Annotated in this window: 20 protein-coding genes and 2 pseudogenes; 10 read left to right on the forward strand and 12 right to left on the reverse strand. The window is 68.7% G+C overall.

Annotation, left to right across the window (positions count from 1 at the left end):
* Positions 1–101: 101 nt before the first annotated feature.
* Genes ACFWMR_RS14525 through ACFWMR_RS14540 form a run of 4 tightly spaced genes read right to left on the reverse strand, consistent with a single transcriptional unit; the run spans position 102 to position 3,403 of the window.
* A complete protein-coding gene (locus ACFWMR_RS14525; RefSeq protein WP_038508013.1) occupies positions 102–428 on the reverse strand; it encodes a hypothetical protein in 327 nt (108 codons plus the stop codon).
* A 58-nt stretch (positions 429–486) separates the two neighbouring features.
* Positions 487–1,128 (reverse strand): TetR/AcrR family transcriptional regulator, encoded by a 642-nt coding sequence (locus ACFWMR_RS14530; protein ID WP_093933178.1) that lies wholly within the window; start codon positions 1,126–1,128, stop codon positions 487–489.
* Complete coding sequence (locus tag ACFWMR_RS14535) at positions 1,119–2,663, reverse strand: AMP-binding protein (RefSeq protein ID WP_378378680.1); 1,545 nt, start codon at positions 2,661–2,663, stop codon at positions 1,119–1,121. Before ACFWMR_RS14535 ends, ACFWMR_RS14530 begins: the two co-directional genes overlap by 10 nt.
* A complete protein-coding gene (locus tag ACFWMR_RS14540; protein WP_093933176.1) occupies positions 2,660–3,403 on the reverse strand; it encodes an enoyl-CoA hydratase/isomerase family protein in 744 nt (247 codons plus the stop codon). Before ACFWMR_RS14540 ends, ACFWMR_RS14535 begins: the two co-directional genes overlap by 4 nt.
* A gap of 47 nt (positions 3,404–3,450) precedes the next feature.
* Here ACFWMR_RS14540 and ACFWMR_RS14545 point away from each other — a divergent pair, with 47 nt between their 5' ends.
* The 7 genes from ACFWMR_RS14545 (at position 3,451) to ACFWMR_RS14575 (ending at position 8,696) form a co-directional block, all read left to right on the forward strand.
* On the forward strand, positions 3,451–5,040 hold the full coding sequence (locus ACFWMR_RS14545) for an amidohydrolase (RefSeq protein ID WP_378378681.1): 1,590 nt from the start codon (positions 3,451–3,453) through the stop codon (positions 5,038–5,040).
* 5 nt (positions 5,041–5,045) lie between these two features.
* Positions 5,046–5,495 carry a GNAT family N-acetyltransferase gene (locus tag ACFWMR_RS14550; protein WP_378378682.1) on the forward strand — a complete coding sequence of 150 codons (450 nt, stop codon included), beginning with the start codon at positions 5,046–5,048 and terminating at the stop codon, positions 5,493–5,495.
* Between the two features lie 35 nt (positions 5,496–5,530).
* On the forward strand, positions 5,531–6,214 hold the full coding sequence (locus ACFWMR_RS14555) for a metal-dependent transcriptional regulator (protein ID WP_020631721.1): 684 nt from the start codon (positions 5,531–5,533) through the stop codon (positions 6,212–6,214).
* A 190-nt stretch (positions 6,215–6,404) separates the two neighbouring features.
* The gene (locus tag ACFWMR_RS14560) at positions 6,405–6,791 is read left to right on the forward strand and encodes a hypothetical protein (RefSeq protein ID WP_005155949.1); all 387 of its coding nucleotides are present in this window, start codon (positions 6,405–6,407) and stop codon (positions 6,789–6,791) included.
* An 11-nt stretch (positions 6,792–6,802) separates the two neighbouring features.
* A complete protein-coding gene (locus ACFWMR_RS14565; RefSeq protein ID WP_378378683.1) occupies positions 6,803–7,861 on the forward strand; it encodes a zinc-dependent alcohol dehydrogenase family protein in 1,059 nt (352 codons plus the stop codon).
* 86 nt (positions 7,862–7,947) lie between these two features.
* Positions 7,948–8,085 carry a hypothetical protein gene (locus ACFWMR_RS14570; protein ID WP_167406037.1) on the forward strand — a complete coding sequence of 46 codons (138 nt, stop codon included), beginning with the start codon at positions 7,948–7,950 and terminating at the stop codon, positions 8,083–8,085.
* The gene (locus ACFWMR_RS14575) at positions 8,073–8,696 is read left to right on the forward strand and encodes an alpha-ketoglutarate-dependent dioxygenase AlkB family protein (RefSeq protein WP_378278058.1); all 624 of its coding nucleotides are present in this window, start codon (positions 8,073–8,075) and stop codon (positions 8,694–8,696) included. Before ACFWMR_RS14570 ends, ACFWMR_RS14575 begins: the two co-directional genes overlap by 13 nt.
* Before the next feature lie 7 nt (positions 8,697–8,703).
* Here the strand turns inward: ACFWMR_RS14575 and ACFWMR_RS14580 are convergent, their stop codons facing one another.
* The gene (locus tag ACFWMR_RS14580) at positions 8,704–9,405 is read right to left on the reverse strand and encodes a tyrosine-protein phosphatase (protein WP_378378684.1); all 702 of its coding nucleotides are present in this window, start codon (positions 9,403–9,405) and stop codon (positions 8,704–8,706) included.
* 698 nt (positions 9,406–10,103) lie between these two features.
* Here ACFWMR_RS14580 and ACFWMR_RS14585 point away from each other — a divergent pair.
* Complete coding sequence (locus tag ACFWMR_RS14585; RefSeq protein ID WP_378378733.1) at positions 10,104–11,369, forward strand: HNH endonuclease signature motif containing protein; 1,266 nt, start codon at positions 10,104–10,106, stop codon at positions 11,367–11,369.
* Positions 11,370–11,524: 155 nt separating this feature from the next.
* Positions 11,525–11,716, forward strand: a pseudogene (locus tag ACFWMR_RS14590) (IS30 family transposase); the annotation flags it as partial.
* A 21-nt stretch (positions 11,717–11,737) separates the two neighbouring features.
* Here ACFWMR_RS14590 and ACFWMR_RS14595 read toward each other — a convergent pair.
* The 5 genes from ACFWMR_RS14595 to ACFWMR_RS14615 are packed head-to-tail and all read right to left on the reverse strand — an operon-like array spanning position 11,738 to position 16,023.
* Positions 11,738–12,595 carry a 5-oxoprolinase subunit C family protein gene (locus tag ACFWMR_RS14595; protein WP_378378685.1) on the reverse strand — a complete coding sequence of 286 codons (858 nt, stop codon included), beginning with the start codon at positions 12,593–12,595 and terminating at the stop codon, positions 11,738–11,740.
* Positions 12,592–13,164, reverse strand: coding sequence for a 5-oxoprolinase subunit B family protein (locus ACFWMR_RS14600; protein ID WP_378378734.1), 573 nt, complete (start codon positions 13,162–13,164; stop codon positions 12,592–12,594). Before ACFWMR_RS14600 ends, ACFWMR_RS14595 begins: the two co-directional genes overlap by 4 nt.
* Positions 13,165–13,196: 32 nt before the next feature.
* Entirely contained in the window at positions 13,197–13,955 is a 759-nt protein-coding gene (locus ACFWMR_RS14605; RefSeq protein WP_378378686.1) for a LamB/YcsF family protein, read from the reverse strand.
* A complete protein-coding gene (locus tag ACFWMR_RS14610) occupies positions 13,955–14,749 on the reverse strand; it encodes a putative hydro-lyase (protein WP_378378687.1) in 795 nt (264 codons plus the stop codon). The genes ACFWMR_RS14605 and ACFWMR_RS14610 overlap by 1 nt, the downstream gene beginning before the upstream one ends.
* Positions 14,750–14,775: 26 nt before the next feature.
* On the reverse strand, positions 14,776–16,023 hold the full coding sequence (locus ACFWMR_RS14615; RefSeq protein ID WP_378378688.1) for an MFS transporter: 1,248 nt from the start codon (positions 16,021–16,023) through the stop codon (positions 14,776–14,778).
* Between the two features lie 191 nt (positions 16,024–16,214).
* Between ACFWMR_RS14615 and ACFWMR_RS14620 the strand changes: the two are divergent.
* Positions 16,215–16,859 (forward strand): annotated as a pseudogene (locus tag ACFWMR_RS14620) (GntR family transcriptional regulator); the annotation flags it as partial.
* A 26-nt stretch (positions 16,860–16,885) separates the two neighbouring features.
* On the opposite strand, the gene ACFWMR_RS14625 reads toward ACFWMR_RS14620, so the two are convergent.
* On the reverse strand, positions 16,886–18,112 hold the full coding sequence (locus ACFWMR_RS14625) for a family 16 glycosylhydrolase (protein WP_378378689.1): 1,227 nt from the start codon (positions 18,110–18,112) through the stop codon (positions 16,886–16,888).
* A gap of 153 nt (positions 18,113–18,265) precedes the next feature.
* Entirely contained in the window at positions 18,266–19,528 is a 1,263-nt protein-coding gene (locus ACFWMR_RS14630; RefSeq protein ID WP_378378690.1) for an ROK family protein, read from the reverse strand.
* Positions 19,529–19,561 lie beyond the last annotated feature (33 nt).

Genomic DNA, 19,561 nt, shown 5'->3' on the forward strand with positions numbered 1-19,561 from the left:
GCGGCGCCACCCGGGGCTCCCCCCGCCTGAGCACCCCATCCGAAATTAAGGGCCATTACACCCAAATTTCCGCTATTAACGCCCCCTTCATTGCGTCGGCGCTAGTCGTCCTTCTGGTTCCGCATCGCGATCGGGACCCCGGCCAGGTCCTCCTCGTTGCAGAGAAGCTTCACGTCGTAGTAGGGCGAACCCTTGCGGTCGTCATAGTCGAGATGGACGGCCAGCACATCGACCGGTTCCCCGAGCCACTCCTGAGCCTGGCGTAGCCATGTCGCGCACCGTTCGAGGGCCGTGGGCAGGTCGTCGTCGCGGAAGCCCACCGGGCGGTAGGGGACGTCCTGCACCTGATCACGGGGGTTCGAAGGCACCGGCAACGCCGGCGAGAGACCCGAGTCGTCCAGTTCGAGTTGGATCGTTTGCTCAGTCACCCTTCGAGCGTCCCCCAGACAAGCCGTCTGAGCAAGGCGTACGGGGTATGAGTCGCCGTTAAACGGGCACTCGCCACACTCCCGAGACCACTTCACGGCAGTTTTGCAACGCGGTGACGTCGAGATGACGTTCACAGGCGAGCGCGCGCAGCGCCAGTTCCGCGTAATGCGAGGCCAGCTGATCAAGGGTGAGCGGTCCGCTCGGCGAATACCAGCGCGCGACCCCGCTGCACATCTCCACCAGTGCGAGCCTGGTGACCGAAGGCTGATCGGTGTGGAAGACGCCGGCCGCGACACCGTCTTCGATGGCGTCCGCCCACAGCCTTTCGTAGGCGTCACGCAGCCCCACCACGCCGGCCCTGGCGCCGGGGGTGAGGGCGTGGACCTCGTTGTCCACCACACGGGTGTCGTCCGGCTGGATGGCGTGCGCGAGGACGTGCAGGGCCACCAGGGATCCGAGCCGGGACACGGGATCGGTGAGCCCGGCGGTCGCCAGCTCGGCCGCGTCGAGCAGCCGCCGCAGCGACTCGTTCATGATGGCGACCAGCAGATCCTCTTTGGTGCCCATGTAGTGGTAAAGACTGGCGGACGAAAGCTCCGCCTCCTGTGCCAGGTCCCGGATGCCGGTGCCGTGGAAACCTTTGGCGGCGAACAGTTTCACCGCCGCCTGCCGGACCCGCTCGCGAGTACTCACAGCCATGATCCGGTGGTCCTGTCCCAAGATCCGGCGCGGAGGTCTTCCGTCTTCTTCAGCTCGCCCTTGGCGACCCGTTCCGACGGTGTCATCGGCAGTTCCTCGGCGAAGGCCCAGAACCGGGGGATCTTGAAGTAGGCCAGTTTCGCCGCGCAGAACTCCGCCAGTTCGGCCGGTTCGCTGTGGTGTCCCTCGTTTTCTTCGAGGACCAGGTACGCCTTGACCTCCTCGCCGCGGATCTCGTCCGGCACCGCGACGACGGCGGCGAGCTTGACCGCCGGATGCAGCTGCAACGCCCGCTCGACCTCGTCGGCGGAGATGTTCTCGCCGCTGCGGCGGATCATGTCCTTGGTGCGGCCCACGTAGTACACCCGGCCCTGGCCGTCCATTGTGGCCAGATCGCCGGTGTGGAACCAGCCGCCGTCGAACGCGCGCGCGGTCGCCTCGACGTCGTCGTGGTAGCCGTGCATCAGGCCGACCCCGCGGATCAGCAGTTCGCCGGTTTCCCCGCGCGGCAGCGGTTTGCCGTCCGCGTCCGCGATCATCACCTCGCGCGTCGGCGCGGGCCTGCCGAGGCAGCCGGTGCCGACGGTTTCCTCGTGATCCGCCGGGTACATCCGGATGTCGCCGCCGGTCTCGGTCATGCCGAAGGCCTCGTACCAGGGCGCGCCCCAGCGCGCTTCGAGCGCGGCGTGCAGGTCACGCGGGATGGCCGACGCGCAGATCGCGCGGACCTGATGTGCCTTGTCCAGTTCGCTTTCCGGCTGGCGCAGCAGAAGCGTGGGCATCAGGCCGAGGCAATAGAACCAGGTGACGCCGTGCTCGCGGATCTTCTCCCAGAACGTGGACGGGTGGAAGCGGTCGAGCACCACCAGCGTCGCGCCGCCCGCGAGCCCCAGCGCGACGTTCCACTGTGGATCGATGTAGTGGAACGGTTGCGCGGTCAGGATGACGTCGTCCGTGCCGACGGCGGGGAAGTACGTGGCCAGGCTGATCGCCAGTGTCGTCCAATACCGGTTCGGCAGTACGCAGCCCTTGGGGGCGCCCGTGGTGCCGGAGGTGTACTGGATGTTGACCGGGCGTTCGCCTTCGGTCCCGAAAGCCGCGGCGCCGCCGGGATCGGTGAGCTCGCCGGGGGTGAGTACGCGTTCCAGCGAGGTTTCCGGCGCGATCCTGTTCAGCAATTCCAGGAATTCTTCGGCGGCGACGGCGAACCTGGCGCCGGAATGCCGGAGCACGTGGGCGCCGTCGAATTCACGGTATCCGGTGTTGACCGGGACGAGTACTCCGCCGATCTTGGCCAGCGCCAGCCACAGCAACGGGAATTCGGGCTGGTTGCGCAGCATCACCGCGACCCTGTCGCCCGGCTGGACACCGAGGTCCAGCAGCGCGCGGGCGAATTCGGTGCTGCGCGCGTCGACCTCGGCGAAGGTGAAGCTCTCATCGGTGGAGTCGAAGATCCACGCCGTCTTGTCCGGCCAGAGCGTGGCGGCCCTGGTGGTCAGCCCGAGGAGGGTGTCGATCCCGGCGAGCGAGGTCATGTCCGGCTCCGGAAAGCCTCGGCCGACGCGGCGACCTCGGCGGAGTGCTCGGTGATCAGCGCGTGGCTGACCTCCAGTTCGAGCGCGGCGTCGAGCGAGCTGTCGATGCCGGAATCGAGGGCGCGTTTGGCCATCGTGGCCGCGGCCGCCGGGTGGGAGGCGATCTTGGCCGCCCAGGCGAGCGCGGTGTCCATCAGGTCGTCGACGGGCAGGGCGGCGTTGACCAGGCCGAGTTCGTACGCCTCGGCGCCGCTCACGCGTTCACCCAGCAGCAGGAGCTCCTTGGCCTTCAGCGGGCCGACCAGCAGCGGCAGCAGCCGCGACGCCGCGCCCGTGACGCTCAGCCCGAGCGAGACCTCGGGGAAGGCGAACACCGCGTCGTCCGCGGCGAGGATCAGGTCGCAGCCCATCGCGAACTCGGCGCCCGCGCCGATCGCGTAGCCGTGGACAGCGGCGATGACGGGCTGGCGGAGGCCGCGAAGGCGACGCGTCACGTCCTGTAACCGGTCGAGTCGCGGGCGTGAATCACCCTCAGGGGTGGGCTCCTTCAGGTCGTGACCCGCGCAGAAAGCGCGTCCCCGGCCAGCGAGCACGACGGCCCGCGCGTCCGACTTGGCGGCCGCGTCGAGCGCCTCCAACAGGTCGTCGACCAGTTCGGCGACCACCGCGTTCAGTCGTTCGGGGCGGTTCAGCCAGATCACGCAGATGCCGTCGTCGAGTGCGTAGTCCACGGTGCTCATGACGCCGAGCCTAGACGACCGATCGATCGATCGATAGGGTCGAATCCATGCGGGTCGACACGGTTTACGAGAACGCCCGGTTCCTCACTGGAGCCGGTGAATTCGTAGCGCTTGCGGCTTTGAACGGACGAATCGTCGCTTTAGGTCATGACACGGCGACGCTTTCCGCAAAGCGACGCGTGGACCTCGGCGGCTCGGTGGTGGTGCCCGGCTTCCACGACGCGCACAACCACATGGCCTGGTTCGGCATGGCGCTCGACGATGTCGCGCTGTCGGATTGCCGCAGCGTCGACGAGGTGTACGACGCCGTCGCGCGGCGCGCCGCCGAGACCCCGCCGGGTGAGTGGATCATCGGCAGCGGCTACGACCAGAACAAGCTCGTGGGCGGCCATCCGACGAGACAGGGGCTCGATCGCGCCGCCCCCGGGCACCCGGTGCGGCTCAAGCACACGTCCGGGCACATGACCGTGGTCAACTCCGCCGTCTTGGAGCGGCTGGACCTGGGAAACGTGCCGGTGGGCGGTGACGTCGTCCGCGACGAGGACGGTTCGCCGACCGGCCTGCTGCGGGAGCAGGCCCAGCTCCTGCTGCGGCCGCTGACCTATCCGACGCCGGTCGAGCGGGTCGTCCGCGGGCTGGACAGGGCGAGCGAGCGCTACCTGTCCGAGGGCATCACGAGCGTCCAGGAGGCCGGGATCGGCGGGGGTCTGGTGGGGGAGACCCCCGCCGAACTGGCCGCGTACCAGGTCGCGCGCGATCGCGGGGTGCTTCGGGTGCGGAGCACGGTGATGGTCGCGGCGAGCGTGCTCCACGACCTCGACGCCGGTGCGGGCTTCGGTCTGGACCTGGGGATGCGCACCGGCTTCGGCGACGAATGGCTGCGGATCGGCGCGATGAAGCTGTTCGCCGACGGTTCGCTGATCGGCAGGACCTGCGCGATGCACGAGCCGTTCGCCGGTGAGCCGGACAATGTCGGCTACTTCCAGGTGCCCGAGGACGAGATCGCGCGGACGATCGCCGCCGCGCACCAGGCCGGCTGGCAGATCGCGACGCACGCCATCGGCGACCGAGCGATCACCGTCGTCCTCGACGCCTACGAAGCCGCGCTGAAGGCCGACCCGCGGCCCGATCACCGGCACCGCATCGAGCACTGCGCGGTGCTGCGGCCCGAGGAGCTGGAGCGGCTGGCGTCGCTGGGGCTGATCGCGTCGCCGCAGGGCCGGTTCGTCAACGAGATCGGCGACGGGATGCGCGCCGCGCTCGGCCCCGAGCGCGAACCGTGGTGCTACCGGCTCAAGAGCCTGCTCGACGCGGGATGCGTGCTCCCCGCCAGCTCGGACCGCCCGGTCGTCGAAGGCGCGCCGCTGCTCGCGCTGGCCGACATGGTGCGGCGGAAGACCGCCTCAGGTGTCCTGCTGGGTCCCGATGAGCGGCTCACGCCGTTCGAAGCCTTGCGCGCGTACACCTACGGCTCCGCGTACGCCGCTTTCGCCGAGAAGGACCTGGGCACGCTGGAGATCGGCAAGCTCGCCGACTTCGCCGTCCTCTCGGCCGACCCGACCGACGAGTCCACTTTGGATTCGATCCACGTCGTCGCCACCGCCGTCGGCGGCGACCTCGTCTACGAACGGAGCTGAGACTGATGCCGGTACGGGACGCCGTCGCGGGCGACATCGAGGAGATCTGCGCGCTCATCGAGGAGCACGCGGTCTACGAGGACAAACACGATCTGAAGCTGGACCGCCGGGAGATGGCCGGATTCCTCTTCGGACCCGATCCGAAGGCGTGGGTGCTGCTCGCCACACCCCCGGACGAACCGGGCGAGGTCGCGGGCTTCGCCTTCTGCAGCTGGAACTTCTCCACCTGGGAGGCCCGGCCGGGGATCTGGCTCGACGACCTCTTCGTCCGCCCGGACCACCGGCGCTTCGGCCTCGGCCGGGAGCTGCTCGACGAACTGAGCGCGCGGACCCCGGGCCGGGTCGAATGGGACATGCAGGAGGGCAACGAGAAGGGCGAGGCGTTCTACGCCCAGCTCGGCGCCGACCCCGTCCCCGGCTGGATCCGGTACCGCTGGCGACCGCACGCTGGGTGAGCCGCGGCCAAGCGGCAAGCCGTAAACTCGCACCCATGGGTGAAGGGGCGAACCGCAGGTCGTCGTCGGTGGAGGACTACGTCCGGGTGATCTACGGGCTGGTGGAACGCGGCGAGGCCGTCACCAACACGTCGCTGGCCGGACGGCTGGAGGTCAGCCCGTCCTCGGCGTCCGGCATGGTCACCAAGCTGTCGCAGCTGGGGCTGGTCGCGCACGTCCCGTACCGCGGGATCGAACTGACCACCGAAGGCAGGCAGCTCGCCCGTTCGGTGCTCCGCCGTCACCGGCTGATCGAGACGTACCTGGTGTCCGAACTCGGCTACACCTGGGACGAGGTGCACGCCGAAGCCGACGCGCTCGAACACGCGGTGTCGGATAGGCTCGTCGAACGGATCGCGGCGAAACTCGGCAACCCGGTCCGCGACCCGCACGGCGACCCGATCCCCGCCCCCGACGGCAGCGTCGAGGAGATGCCGATGCGCATCCTCGACGACCTCCCGCCCGGCGCGGTCGGCGAGATCGTCCGGGTCTGGGACACCGACCCGGAACTCCTGCGCTACCTGACCGAGCATTCGATCGGCCTCGGCGAGCGGATCGAGGTCGTCGAGCGCCAGCCGTTCGGCGGTCCGATGGTGGTCAAGGTCGGCTCGCCGCCGGACGCGGCGACGCACGCGATCGGCAAGGAGATCGCGCAGGCGCTTTCGGTCGCGCTGCGCTGACCCCGGTGTCCACTGTGGACGCTTATCGGGCGGCGCTCGCGGTGGGAATTTTCCCTACGTCTCTGCATAATTCGGATTCCGTGGACGTCACCCACATGCCGTGCGGATAGGTGATCTAAGGCCCTTCCGATCATGTGTCCCCACGCCTAGGCTGCGCTATTCCGGGTGGCTAAGCGAGCGTGCGAAGGCGATGACAATGACCGGTCAGCGGACACACACCATCGACCGGGGGGTGGCGGAAGGACGTGAACTCAGGCGGCTGCTGGAGACCGGGCCGTTCGCGGACGCCCTCAGAGCCGCGATCAGGGCGAGGGGTCTCGGTCTCGACCGGATCCGGTACCGGCTGCGAGGGCGGGGGTGCTCGGTCAGTCTCGCGACGCTGAGCCATTGGCAGTCCGGCCGCTGCCGTCCCGAACGGCCGGAATCCCTGCTGGTGCTCAAGAATCTCGAAGAGATCCTCGGGGTGCCGCCGGAGTCCCTGTCCCGGCTTCTCGGGCCGCCACGCGGACGTGCGGCCCGGTGTACGGTGCCCGGCGAGGGTCTGGTGACGCAGCGGGGCCGGGACACGGGAACGTAGAGGAGCGAGGGTTGCGGGCGGTCGTCTTCGAGGAGTTCGGGGTGCTGCCCGAGGTACGCGAGGTGCCGGATCCGTCCGCACCGCCGGGCGGGGTGGTGATCGCCGTCGAGGCGACCGGGGTGTGCCGCAGCGACTGGCACTCCTGGCAGGGCCACGACACGTCGGTGAAGCTGCCGCACGTCGCCGGGCACGAACTCGCCGGCCGGATCTCGTCGCTCGGCGAGGGCGTCCGCGGCTGGTCGGTGGGCGACAGGGTGACGGTGCCGTTCGTCTGCGCCTGCGGCACCTGTGCCCAGTGCGCGGCCGGTGACCAGCAGATCTGCGACCGCGAGTTCCAGCCGGGCGCGACCCACTGGGGCTCGTTCGCCGAGTACGTCGCGCTCGAAAACGCCGAGGTCAACCTCGTGGCGCTGCCGGACTCGCTGTCCTCGGCCGAGGCGGCGGCGCTGGGCTGCCGGTTCGGGACGGCGTTCCGGGCGGTGCTGCGCCAAGGCGGGGTCCGGCCCGGTCAGTGGGTCGCGGTCTACGGCTGTGGCGGTGTCGGCGTCTCGGCGATCCTGCTGGCCGTCGCGGCCGGTGCTTCTGTCGTCGCGGTCGATCCGTCGCCGCGGGCCAGGGCCCTGGCCTCGCGGATGGGGGCGGTGTCGGCCGTCGATCCGTCCGGGTTCGAAGGCCACGAGGCCGTCGCTCTTCAGGTCCGGGAGCTGACCGGCGGCGGCGCGCACGTGTCCCTCGACTGTCTCGGCTCGCCGAGCACCTGCGCGGCCTCGATCGGCAGCCTCCGGAAGCGCGGACGGCATGTCCAGGCCGGGCTGATGCCGCCCGCGCAGGGCATCGCGCCGATCCCGATGCACCGGGTGATCGGCGGGGAACTGGAGATCGTCGGCATCCACGGACTGCAAGCGCACGAGTACCCCGAGATGCTGCGGGTGGTGGAGACGGCGGGAATCGACTTGGAGGCCATGATCGGCAAGCGGGTCGGCCTCGACGACGTCCCCGCGGTGCTCGCGGCGATGAACGACCCTGTACCGGCTCAAGCCGGGGTGACGGTGGTCGAATTCGCGCGGTAACCGGGTGCACGCGTTGCGGTCAACCCGCCGATCGGACTAATCCGAAAGGTGGTTTCTCGCGTCTGGTTGTGGAAGGTTTCTTCGCTGTGACAGTCAGGGATGCCCCGTCTCGCCCGCGTCTCGTCCAGCGGGTGCTGCGACGGTTCGCCGTGGCCGGTGTCCTGGTGCGGGGCCACCGGATCATCGGCGCGCGCCCTGGCAAACTCGACCCGTGGACGCGCTGATCCCTCGCCCGCGCGCCGAAGTCGCGCCCGGTGCCGTGCATGTGCCCGACTGGCTCGACCTCGACGAGCAACGCCGTCTGGTCGAAGCCTGCCGCGGTTGGCGTGGCTATCGGCAGACGCGGCTGCCGAACGGCGGTGTCATGTCGGTGCGGACGGTCTGCCTCGGCTGGCACTGGCACCCGTACCGGTACTCGAAGGTGACCGAAGACGGCTCGCCGGTGCTCCCGTTTCCTTCGTGGTTGGGCGATCTCGGTCAGCGGGCCGTCGCTTCCGCCTACGGGCCTTCTTCGGTTTACGCGCCGGACATCGCGCTGGTGAACTTCTACGACTCCGCCGCGAAGATGGGGATGCACCAGGACAAGGACGAGGCCTCGCTGGAGCCCGTCGTCTCGCTGAGCCTGGGGGACGCGTGCGTCTTCCGGTTCGGGAACACGTCGGATCGCGGGCGGCCTTACACGGACGTGGATCTGCGGTCGGGGGATCTGTTCGTGTTCGGCGGCCAGTCGCGGCTGGCTTTCCACGGGGTGCCGCGGGTGTTGCCGGGGACCGCTGATCCCGGGCTGGGGTTGGCGGGGCGGTTGAACATCACTCTGCGGGTTTCGGGTCTTTGAGGTTCTGTCAGCCGGTCAAGCGGGCGCGCAGGGCGGACAATTCGGCGTCGGACAGGCCGTTGCCGAGAAGGAACTCAGGCATCGTCAACGAGGTGATCGTCGAGGTCAGCGACGCTTCGATGGTGGTGTCGCGGGCCGCGAGAAGTTCGGTCACGGCGGCCAGTTGGTCTCGGAAACCGCGTTCGTCGTACCACTGCTTCATCCGGTCGTAGGTCAGCAGGTAGTCGGCGATGATCTCTTCCAGCGGCGCTTCGGCCAACGTGAGCAGCACCAGGGCCAGTAGCCCGGTCCGGTCCTTGCCGCCGGCGCAGTGGAACACCACGCACCCCGGCGCGGCGTCGGCGATCGCCCTCGCGGCAGTGATCAGCGGCTCGGGGTGTTCGGCCAGCATCGCCGGGTAGTGCAGCGGTGAGCCCAAGCCGTCGATCTTCTTCCACCGTTCGTAAAACGGTGTGCCGACCGGGTCCAACGGGACATTGACGGTCGTGATCCCCGCCGGTCTCGGCGCGTGGTCCGGCTCGCGCTCGTCGGGGTCGCGCAGATCGATCACGGTGCGGACCCCATGCGCCCAAGCCGCCGCCCAACCGGCCTCGCTCAACCGCGTCGGTGCCTCCATCCGGACCACCGCGCGCGGCTTGACCCGCCCGAGGCCGCCGAGATCCCGGCCGTTGACACATCCGTCCCAGGAGAGCTCTCTGTCGTTGATCACAGTCGTAAGACGCGTGAGGCCCGCCCTTGGTTGGCGTCCGACCAGGCTGCGTTTCGGCGGTTCAGCCTGCCGGTCTATTTGTGCGAGAACCGAGAGTTCTTTTATGCCCTCGGCCCTTTTCTCATACCTGGGGCCCCGGTGATCACGCGAGTCACGGCTTTGATCACGTGAGTTACGGGTCTGAGCACGCGAGTCGCGGGAGCCCGCGGAGAGGGACGGGGCACGCGCAAGCATCCACCCGGCCGGTGTCTCCAACATGTAGTCGGTGTCTCCAATGTGGCATTGGGGACGATCAATGTCCCCAATGCCACATTGGGACACCGACTGCACCCTGGCAGCAGTGACAATCAGACCGGACAGCTGCCGGCGCGCCCGCATCCAGCGGACTAAAGGCGGGGTCTATCCATCTATTGGCACACTTCGACGAGAGCGGCATCCGGGTCGGGGTCAAGACCTGGTGGCCGCACCCCAACCCTCACCGCGTACTTCACCCAGAAGCTTCGCGACACTGAAGCGATGGACGAATTCGGGATCCTGCCGCGATTCCGGGGCATCGCCATCTGTGGATCTCAGGCGGCCGGCGCCCACGCCCGACTCTGTGACGCCATCACCGGAAACCCTTGGCTGGTAACAAATATCAAATAAACTTGAACGGTCACCATGCCATTTGATAGCACAGGTGTTCGAATCGGAGTATCATTGATTTCGTGGCCGGCAGCGAGAGACCCGAGACGACGCGCACCGAGTGGTGGCGTGTCGACACGGCTGCGTTGCATGCCCGTAAGCAGGAGTTGGAAGTTCTGAAGCGTCGGGTGGATGCGGAGCAGAACGCGATCCTGGCGGAGATCAATGCTCGCGGTGTTCGTGGGTGTTCTGGTCATTCGACGTTGGCGGCGATGATTTTCGAGGATTTCCTGGTGTCGGACAAGGAAGCCAGGGATCGTGCGGATCGGGTGCTGGCGTTGTATCCCGGTCCGTCGATCGGCGGGGATCCGGAGCCTCCGTTGGCACCATTGACCGCCGAGGCCGCTGCGGAGGGTGCGGTCGGTGGTTCGCAGATCGACGCGATCATCCGCACTCTGGCGCGGATCCCGTCGAGTGTGCCGGAGGAGGAGGTGCGGGGTGGGGAGAAGATCCTGGTCGATCTGGCCCGCCGTGCCGGTCCTCGTGCGATCGCCCGGGCCGGGCGGCGTTTGCTAGACAAGTTCGATCCTGATGGGAAAGAGCCGCGCGATGAGGACCCGAGGGATGTGCGGCCGGAGTTGCGGTTCGTCAAACACCGCGACGGGACGCTCGGTTTGAAAGCCACCCTTGACCTGGAAACCTACGCGCGGTTGAAGTCCGACCTCGACCCGATGGCCAAGCCGCACAAGGCGATCGACGGGGTCCGGGATTCCCGCACCCAGGATGAACGCTACGGGGATGCTTTCACCGACTATGTGCGGTTGAAGACGACCAGCCGGAACCTGCCCGGTCAGGCCGGGGAGGCCACCCACATCCTGGTGACCATGTCGTATGAGGACCTGATCAACGATCTCGGCGAAGCTCACCTGGATCTGGTCGGTCCGATCAGCGCGACCGACGCCCGGATTCTGGCGTGTGATGCCCGCGTGAGGCCGGGTGTTCTCGGCACCGCAGGCGAACCACTCGACATCGGCCGATCCAAACGGACAGTGTCGTTAGCACAGAAGTATGCGTTGACGATCCGCGACGGCGGCTGCGCCTTCCCGGGCTGCGACATGCCCGTACCCCGCTGCACCGCGCACCACATCGTTTTCTGGCGGCACCACGGCGAAACGAAAATCGATAACCTCGTCCTGCTCTGCGCCAAACACCACCGGCTGATCCACCACAGCGAATGGAAAGTCCAGATCGCCCAAGACGGACTCCCCGAATTCACCGCCCCCGCCTACCTCGACCCCACCGGGGAACCGAGACGCAACACGATGCACCTCAGGACATAGGCCGACCGTTCCCGCAAGTAGTCGACGGCGGTTTCAATCGGTTGGTGCAAGTAGTGGCGGCTGATAGGGAGATCGTCATGCCAGGACGCCGGTTGACGCGTGAGGAGCGGGAAAAGATCCGGAATGGTCTGGATCAAGGTCTTACCCAGGACGCGGAACGCGTCAGCAACGAGAACACCAACGGCCTACTACGCCAGTACTGGCCCAAAAGCTCAGACCTGCGCCACCTCACCCAAACCCACTGCGACGCGATCGCCCTACGCCTCAACACCCGACCACGCCCTACGCTCGGCCTGCTCACACCAGCACAAGCACTCGACAAAGCACTATTTGCGACAACCAGGTGAAACCGCCGACTGCTTACGCCGTCAAGCGAGCCGGAACCGCACCCGTTGCCCCGGCCGCACCTGAGCGGCCAGATCCAGATCCGCTTCCTCGACCACCGCGATCACCGGATAGCCCCCGGTCACCGGATGGTCGGCGAGGAACAGGATCGGCTGCCCCGAAGGAGGAACCTGCAAAGCGCCCGGCACGGCGGCCTCGGGTGGCAACTCGCCGTCCCGCGCCCGCGAAAGCGCCGCACCCGAAAGGCGTACGCCCACCCGATCGACATCGGCGGTGGCGACGTAACCGGAGGAGACCAAAGTGGACAGTGCGCCTGGAACGAACCAAGGAACCCGAGGACCGTGAGTGACCCGCAGAGTCGGCACGTCCGGCAGCGGGGCGCGAGGAGCGAGATCCACGCCGGGATGGGCCAGCACGTCTTGCCCGACCGGCAAGGTCATCCCCGCCGAGAGCGCGGGCGGACCGAGTTTGCCGAGGGTGTCCGTCGCCCGGGCACCGAGCACGGGAGGGACGTCGATGCCGCCACGCACCGCGACATAGCACCGCAAACCTTGAGCGGCCATGCCGAGGACGAGTTCGTCACCCGGGCCCACCGCGATCGGTGAGTCGGGGCCGGCGGCCCGCGTCCCGACGGTGATGGAGCACGGCGCACCGGTGACGGCGACGGTCGCGGGGGCCGAGAACCGCAGGACGAGGCCGCCCAGCACGCATTCCAGGGCGGCGTGGCCTTCGGGGTTCCCGACCAGCCGGTTCGCCAGCCGCAGCGAACCGCGATCGGCGGCACCGGACCGGCCGACGCCGATCGCGGCCAGACCGGGCCGGCCGAGATCCTGCACGGTGGCGAAGACCCCGGGCCGGACCACTTCGATCTTCGCGGTCATGAAGTGAACCGGATCCGCGTACCCGGCGCCAGCAGGTCCGGCGGTTCCCGTTCGACGTCCCACACCGGCAGCGTCGTCCGCCCGATCAGCTGCCAGCCGCCGGGTGAAGCGTTCGGGTACACCGCCGTGTACTCGCCCGCGATCGCGACCGAACCGGCGGGCACCCGGGTGCGCGGGCTCGTCCGGCGCGGCAGGTGCAAGGCGGGGTCGAGTCCGGTCAGGTAGGCGAAACCCGGGGCGAAACCGCAGAACGCCGACACGTACGTCCCGTCCTCGTGGCGCCGGACGACGGCTTCGGCCGACATGCCGGTGGCCGCCGCGACGTCGGCCAGGTCCGGGCCGTCGTAGCGCACCGGTACGACGATCTCGGCGGCCTCGCGCGGTGCGACGTCCACTGTGGACCGGTCGAGGACGTCGCAGGCGAGCCGGTCGTGGTGGGTCCGGCCCGGGTCGAATCGGATGAGCAGGGTCCGCGCGGCCGGGACCAGCTCGACGACGCCGTCCGGCGGGTCTTGTTCCAGGGACGCGTGCAGGCCGAGCACCTCCGACGGGTCGTCGAAGTCGACCATGGCCGCCCGCGCCCCGTAGGGCAGCACCCGCGTCACGCGGCCTCCAGGAAGGATCCGATGTGGACACCGGACGCGCCGAGCCCCGCGCGGATCCGTCGCGCCAGTTCGACCGCGCCGGGCGTGTCGCCGTGGACGCAGAGCGAATGCGGCCGAAGAGCCAACTCTGTTCCGTCGACGGCGACGACCTTGCCGGTGGCCGCCATCGCGACCGCCCTTTCGGCCACCTCGTCGGCGTCGTGGAGGACGGCGCCCGGCAGTTTCCGGGAGACCAGAAGGCCTTCCGGCGTGTACGCGCGGTCCGCGAAAGCCTCGGCGTACGCGGGCAAACCGGCCTTTTCGGCTTGCCCGGCCATCTCCGACCCCGGCGGGCACAGCAGTGCGAGCCCGGGATGGAACCGCCGGATCGCCTCGACCACCGCGCCCGCCTGCTCCGGATCCACCGCGGCCGTGTTGTACAACGCCCCGTGCGGTTTGACGTACCGCACCCGCGAGCCCGCCGCGCGGGCGAACGCGTCGAGCGCGCCGATCTGGTAGAGCACGTCGTCGGCGAGGTCGGCGGGGGCGACGTCCATCGCCCGCCGCCCGAAGCCGGCCAGATCGCGGTAGGCGACGTGGGCGCCGATGACGACCCCCCGTGCCGCCGCGCGTTCGGTGACCCGCCGCATCACCGACGGGTCACCGGCGTGGAAGCCGCAAGCGACGTTCGCGCTGGTGACGATGTCGAGCATGGCGTCGTCGTCGCCCATTTTCCAGGCGCCGAAACCTTCACCGAGGTCACTGTTGAGGTCCATCAGGCCACCCTGAACTCACTGTCGAGTTTGTCGGTCACGAACATGTAGCCCGGCGCGTGCGTGATCGCGAACGGGGGCCGCGAGGCCATCAGCGCCGCCTGCGGGGTCACGCCGCACGCCCAGAACACCGGTATGTCACCGGGTTTCGCGTCGACCGGGTCCCCGAAATCGGGCTTGCCGAGATCGGTGATGCCGAGCGCGGCGGGGTCGCCGATGTGCACGGGAGCGCCGTGCACGGCGGGCATCCCGCGGGTGACGCGCACGGCGTCGTCGATGCGGCATTCGGGGATCTGCCGCATCGAGACCACCATCGGCCCGTGCAGCCGCCCGGCCGGGACGCATTCGCGATTCGTCACGTACATCGCCACGTTGCGGCCCTGGTCGACGTGCCGCAGCGGGATGCCTTCCGCGGCCAGCGCCGCTTCGAAGGTGAAGCTGCACCCGATCGAGAACGCGACCATGTCGCTGCGCCACAACCCGCTCGCGTCCGGGACCTCGCCGGACAGCGCGCCGTTCTGCCAGACGCGGTAGCGCGGCAGGTCGGTGCGCAGGTCCGCGCCGGGCGCCAGCGCTGTCGACGGGTCGCCGGGATCGCTGACGTCGAGCACCGGGCAGGGCTGCGGGTTCCGCTGGCAGAACAGCAGGACGTCGTAGGCCCAGGCTTCGGGGACGGCGATCAGGTTGGTCTGGGTGAAGCCGTTCGCCCAGCCGGTGGTCGGGCGGGCCGTGCCCGTGCGGAACAGGGCGCGGGCCTCGGCGGGGGACAACGTCGCCGGTTCGTCGAAAGTGGTCATCGCGGTGCCTCCTCCTCCGATTGTCGTCACAGAAGTTCGCGGCCGCGAGTCTCGGGCAGGCCGAGCAGCGCCAGCGCGGCGATGCCGTAACCGACCGCGCCGAACACCATCGCGCCGCCCGCGCCGAGGAAACCGACCACGGCGGGGAAGGTCGCGCCGATGGCCCGGCCGAGGTTGTAGGTGAAGCCCTGCCCGGTTCCGCGCAGCGCCGACGGGTACAGCTCGGCGAGGAACGCGCCGAACCCGCTGAAGATCGCGGACATCGAGAACCCGAGCGGGAAGCCGAGGAACAGCACGAGCGTGTTCGCGCCCGCCGGGATCTGCGTGTAGGCGACGATGAGTCCGGCGGACAGCACCGAGAACAACAGGAAGGTTTTCTTGCGGCCCAAGATGTCCGTGAGATAGCCGCCGGTGATGTAGCCGATGAAGGCGCCCGAGATCAGGAACGCGAGGTAGCCGCCGGTCCCGATGACGGTGAGGCCGCGAGTGGTCTTGAGGTAGCTCGGCAGCCAGGTCGCGAGCGTGTAGTAGCCACCCTGGACGCCGGTGGCGAGCAGCGCGGCGAAGAACGTCGTGCGCAGCAGATCCGGCTTGAAGATGCCCGCCAGCGAACCGCGTTCCTTCTTGGTGGCCCGTGCCGCTTGCGCGACGGGCGCGTCCTGGACGTTGCGGCGGACCCACAGCACCAGCAGCGCGGGGATGACGCCGGTCCAGAACATGACGCGCCACGCGATGTCCGGGCTGAACAGGCTGAACACCACCGTGTAGACGACGACCGACAGTGCCCAGCCGACAGCCCACGCGCTCTGCACGAAGGCGACAGTGCGGCCGCGGTACTTCGCCTGCGAGTACTCCGCCACCAGCGCGGCGCCGGCGGCCCACTCGCCACCGAAACCGAGACCCTGCAAGGCGCGGAAGATCAGGAGCGTCTCGAAGTTCGGCGCGAACCCGCAGAGCACGGTGAAGACCGTGTACATCGCGATGGTGATCTGGAGGGTGCGCACGCGGCCGATGCGGTCGGCCAGGACGCCCGCGCCGATGCCGCCGATCGCCGAGACCACCAGCGTCGTCGTGCCGAGCAGGCCCGCTTCACCACCGGAAAGGCCGTAGTAGGCGGTGATCGCGGCCAGACCCAGCGGCAAGGTCTGGTAGTCGAACGAGTCGAGCCCGTACCCGCCGAACGCGCCGACGAAGGCCCGTCGGCCTCGCGAACCGAGCGTGCGGAACCAGGCGAAGGGGCGTGTGTCTTCTTCGGTAGTGGCTGTCGCGTTCATCGGCGCCTCCAGGAAGTGAATCTCATCGTGGCATGGGTCACATGAGAAGCCAGATACAGCACTGTAGGTATTGTTCAACAATTCCACAAGAGGATCCCTGGCTTGCCCTCTTGTTCGTAGGTAGGATCGGTCACGTGACGATTGCGGAGGGTGGTCCTGGGCCGGTGCGAGGACTCGAAGCGGACCGGGACATGATCAGCCGCACCAGCACCGCCGAGCGGGTCGCGGGCGTCCTCCGCACGCGCATCGCGGAGGGGTTCTTCCTGCCCGGGGTGCGGTTGTCGGAACACGACATCGGCTCGGCGCTCGGCGTCTCCCGCAACACGCTGCGCGAGGCGTTCCGGCTGCTCACGCACGAACGGCTGCTGACCCACGAGCTCAACCGCGGCGTCTTCGTGCGGATGCTGTCGATCGAGGACGTCGTCGACCTCTACAAGGTGCGCAAGGTCGTCGAGTGCTCGGCGGTGCGGGCGGTGACGGAGAAGCCGCCGTCGTTCGCGAAGCTCGCACGCCTGGTCGAAGACGGCAGGCTCGCGGAGCGGAGTGAGCGCTGGCAGGACCTGGGCACCGCGAACATCCGGTTCCACTCGGCTCTCGCGGAACTCAGCGAAAGCGAGCGGATCGACGAGCTGATGCGCGGCATCCTCGCCGAGCTGCGGCTGGTGTTCCACATGATGGCCGACCCGCGGCGCTTCCACGAGCCGTATCTCAAGCGCAACGCGGAGATCCTCGAGCGCATCGAGGCCGGCGACGGCATGGGCGCCGAGAAGCTGCTGGCGCAGTACCTCGCCGATGCCGAAAACCAGCTCGTCGAGGCCTACGCCGAACGCACCGAAACGCGTTCAGAGGACGAAACGCGTTCTCACGGGGTCGTCCACTTCTGGTTCGCGCCACCTCCGCAGGTCCAGATCTGGAGTCTGGTCCCGTTCGCCGAGCTGTTGCCGGTGGCGTCGAGACACTTGTTCGCCTGCGGGTTCACGATGTCGCGCGCGCCGCTGATCGCCCACTTCTGCGCGCCGGATCCGTTGCAGCCCCACAGTTGCACGGCCGTGCCGTCCGCCGTCCCGCCGCCCGAGACGTCGAGGCACTTGCCGAGCGCGCGGATCGTGCCGTCGCTCCCGACGGTCCAGTTCTGCGCGGCGTTGCCGTTGCAGTCGGTGATCTGGATCGGGGTGCCGTCGGCGCTGTTCGCGGCCGCGACGTCGACGCATTTGCCGCCGATGCCGGTGATCCGCCCGGTGTTCCCCGCCGTGTTGCTCGAGTTGACGTGCACATAGTCGACGACTAGGCGCTGCGGGAACACCGTGCCGGAGTTCGGGTCGCCCGGCCAGTAGCCGCCGACGGCGAGGTTCAGGATCAGGTAGAAGGGGTGGTCGAAGACCCAGCGGTTGCCGTTGAGGTCGGCGGGAGTCCGTGTCTGGTAAAGATTCCCGTCGACGTACCACTTGATCTGGTTCGGCGCCCAGTCGACGGCGTAGGTGTGGAAGTCGTCGGAGAAGTTCGGGCCGTTGTAGCCCGCGCCGATACCGCCCGCGCCGGAGTACCCGGGGCCGTGGATGGTGCCGTGCACCGTGTTCGGCTCGAAGCCGACGTTCTCCATGATGTCGATCTCGCCGCTGTTGGGCCAGCCGACGTTGCCGATGTCGGCGCCGAGCATCCAGAACGCGGGCCACATCCCTTGTCCGCGCGGCAGTTTCATCCGCGCTTCGAACCGGCCGTAGGTCTGGGTGAACTGGCCCTGCGTGGACAGCCGGGCCGAGGTGTACTCGCAGCGCCCGTACCAGCAGTTGTAGTTGCCCGGATTCTCCTTCTTCGCGGTGATGACGAGGTTGCCCTGGCCGTCGAGCGCCGCGTTGTTCGTCCCGGACGTGTACCACTGCCGCTCGTGGTTGTTCACGTTGTCACCGGTCTCGAAGTGCCACTTCGAGGTGTCGATCCCGGCGCCGGCGGGACCGTTGAAGTCGTCGGTGAACGTCGCGGCCATGACCGCGGCCTCGGAGGCCGGGGCCTGCGCCGTGGCCGGAAGTGAGCCGAGGAGGACGCCGGCGGCGAGGAGCGCCGCCCAGCGAAAACGTGAAGAGATGGACATCGTTGTCGCCTCTCTGACCGTTGGGGACCCCGCGCGGGGTGGCGCGCGAGAGAACGGAAAGCGCTGGCAGAACCACTTTGTTGTGCCTGACAACAAAGTATGCATGGTCTCTACCACTGCGACAAGACGTATTTTTCGACTTCGAATTAAGGCTCAGGCGGCCGACCCGCGTTTCGATCCGGCCGTTCGCGGATCCGCGCCCTGGTCCAGCAGGGCGGCGACCGGGAGGGTGGCGGCTCCTATGGCGACGGCGTCCGGCCCGAGCTGCCCGAGTTCGATCTCGGTCTGGTCGAACACGTGCGCGAGCGCGTGCTCGCCGGCCACGCGCCGGATCTCCGGCAGGTACTTCTCGCCGAGCGCGAGCCCGGCCCAGCCGCCGAGCACGATCCGCTCCGGGTCGAACAGGTTGATCAGGTTGCCGATCCCGGCGCCGAGGTAGCCCGCCGTCTCCTCCAGCACCTTGGCCGCGGCCTTCGACTTGCCCGCCGACTCCAGCAGGTCGGCGAACTGTGTCTGTTCGTCCTCATCCGGGGCGGTCTTTCCCCCGCGCGCCTTGCGATAGCGGGCGAGGACGCCCTCAGCGCCGACGTAGGACTCCAGGCAGCCGCGCGATCCGCAGCGGCATTCCTGCCCGCCGTAGACGATCGTGGTGTGGCCCCATTCGCCCGCGCTGCTGGTGGAGCCCCGGTAGGTGGTGCCGTCGGTGACCACGGCCGCGCCGACCCCGGACCCGATCAGGACGATCACCGCGTGCCGCGCGCCGCGACCGGCGCCGAACCACATTTCCCCCTGGCCCTGGGTTTTCGCGCCGTTGTCGACGACCAACGGCAGCTCGACCCCTTGCGCGCGCAGGAGATCGGTCAGCGGGACCTCTTTCCAGCCGATGGTGGGCGCGTGCACGCGCGGCGCCTCGCCCTTTTCGCCGGAGCCCTGCTGGACGGTGCCGGGAACGCCGACGCCGACGCCGAGCACGGTCGCTTCGTCGATCCCGGATTCGGTGATCACTTCCCGGATCCCGGACGCCACCTGGGTGACGGCGGCGGCCGCGTCCGGCCGCGGGGAGGCGAGCGGGTGTTCGACGGTGGCGAGCCGGTTCATGGCGAGGTCGAACAGTTCGACCTTCACCCCGGTCTCGCCGATGTCGACGCCCGCGACGTGGCCGTACGCCGGATCGACGCGGAGCAGGACACGAGGCCTGCCGCCGTCGGACTCGACCAGCCCGGCTTCGGTGATGAGGCGTTCTTCGCCGAGTTCGGCGGTCACGTTGCTGACCGTCGCGGCGCTCAAGCCGGTCAGACCGCTCAATTCGTGGCGGCTGAGCGGGCCGTCGAAGTAGAGTTTCGACAGCAGGAGGGAACGGTTGTGCCGCCGCAGGTCACGGACGGTGGTGCGCTTGGCAGGCATGCGGATACCCATCTTATGGCGGCGGACCTTTCCAGGATGCCCCAC

This window comes from Amycolatopsis thailandensis (assembly GCF_042723255.1).
Taxonomy (GTDB): Bacteria; Actinomycetota; Actinomycetes; order Mycobacteriales; family Pseudonocardiaceae; genus Amycolatopsis; species Amycolatopsis thailandensis.

Excerpts from the sequence above, each read along its gene's own strand:
- ACFWMR_RS14610 (WP_378378687.1), bottom strand. The coding sequence starts at position 14,749 with ATGACCACTTTCGACGAACCGGCGACGTTGTCCCCCGCCGAGGCCCGC.
- ACFWMR_RS14605 (WP_378378686.1), bottom strand. The coding sequence starts at position 13,955 with ATGGACCTCAACAGTGACCTCGGTGAAGGTTTCGGCGCCTGGAAAATG.
- ACFWMR_RS14545 (WP_378378681.1), top strand. The coding sequence starts at position 3,451 with ATGCGGGTCGACACGGTTTACGAGAACGCCCGGTTCCTCACTGGAGCC.
- ACFWMR_RS14530 (WP_093933178.1), bottom strand. The coding sequence starts at position 1,128 with ATGGCTGTGAGTACTCGCGAGCGGGTCCGGCAGGCGGCGGTGAAACTG.
- ACFWMR_RS14595 (WP_378378685.1), bottom strand. The coding sequence starts at position 12,595 with ATGACCGCGAAGATCGAAGTGGTCCGGCCCGGGGTCTTCGCCACCGTG.
- ACFWMR_RS14555 (WP_020631721.1), top strand. The coding sequence starts at position 5,531 with ATGGGTGAAGGGGCGAACCGCAGGTCGTCGTCGGTGGAGGACTACGTC.
- ACFWMR_RS14550 (WP_378378682.1), top strand. The coding sequence starts at position 5,046 with ATGCCGGTACGGGACGCCGTCGCGGGCGACATCGAGGAGATCTGCGCG.
- ACFWMR_RS14625 (WP_378378689.1), bottom strand. The coding sequence starts at position 18,112 with ATGTCCATCTCTTCACGTTTTCGCTGGGCGGCGCTCCTCGCCGCCGGC.
- ACFWMR_RS14615 (WP_378378688.1), bottom strand. The coding sequence starts at position 16,023 with ATGAACGCGACAGCCACTACCGAAGAAGACACACGCCCCTTCGCCTGG.
- ACFWMR_RS14540 (WP_093933176.1), bottom strand. The coding sequence starts at position 3,403 with ATGAGCACCGTGGACTACGCACTCGACGACGGCATCTGCGTGATCTGG.
- ACFWMR_RS14560 (WP_005155949.1), top strand. The coding sequence starts at position 6,405 with ATGACAATGACCGGTCAGCGGACACACACCATCGACCGGGGGGTGGCG.
- ACFWMR_RS14630 (WP_378378690.1), bottom strand. The coding sequence starts at position 19,528 with ATGGGTATCCGCATGCCTGCCAAGCGCACCACCGTCCGTGACCTGCGG.
- ACFWMR_RS14535 (WP_378378680.1), bottom strand. The coding sequence starts at position 2,663 with ATGACCTCGCTCGCCGGGATCGACACCCTCCTCGGGCTGACCACCAGG.
- ACFWMR_RS14600 (WP_378378734.1), bottom strand. The coding sequence starts at position 13,164 with ATGGTCGACTTCGACGACCCGTCGGAGGTGCTCGGCCTGCACGCGTCC.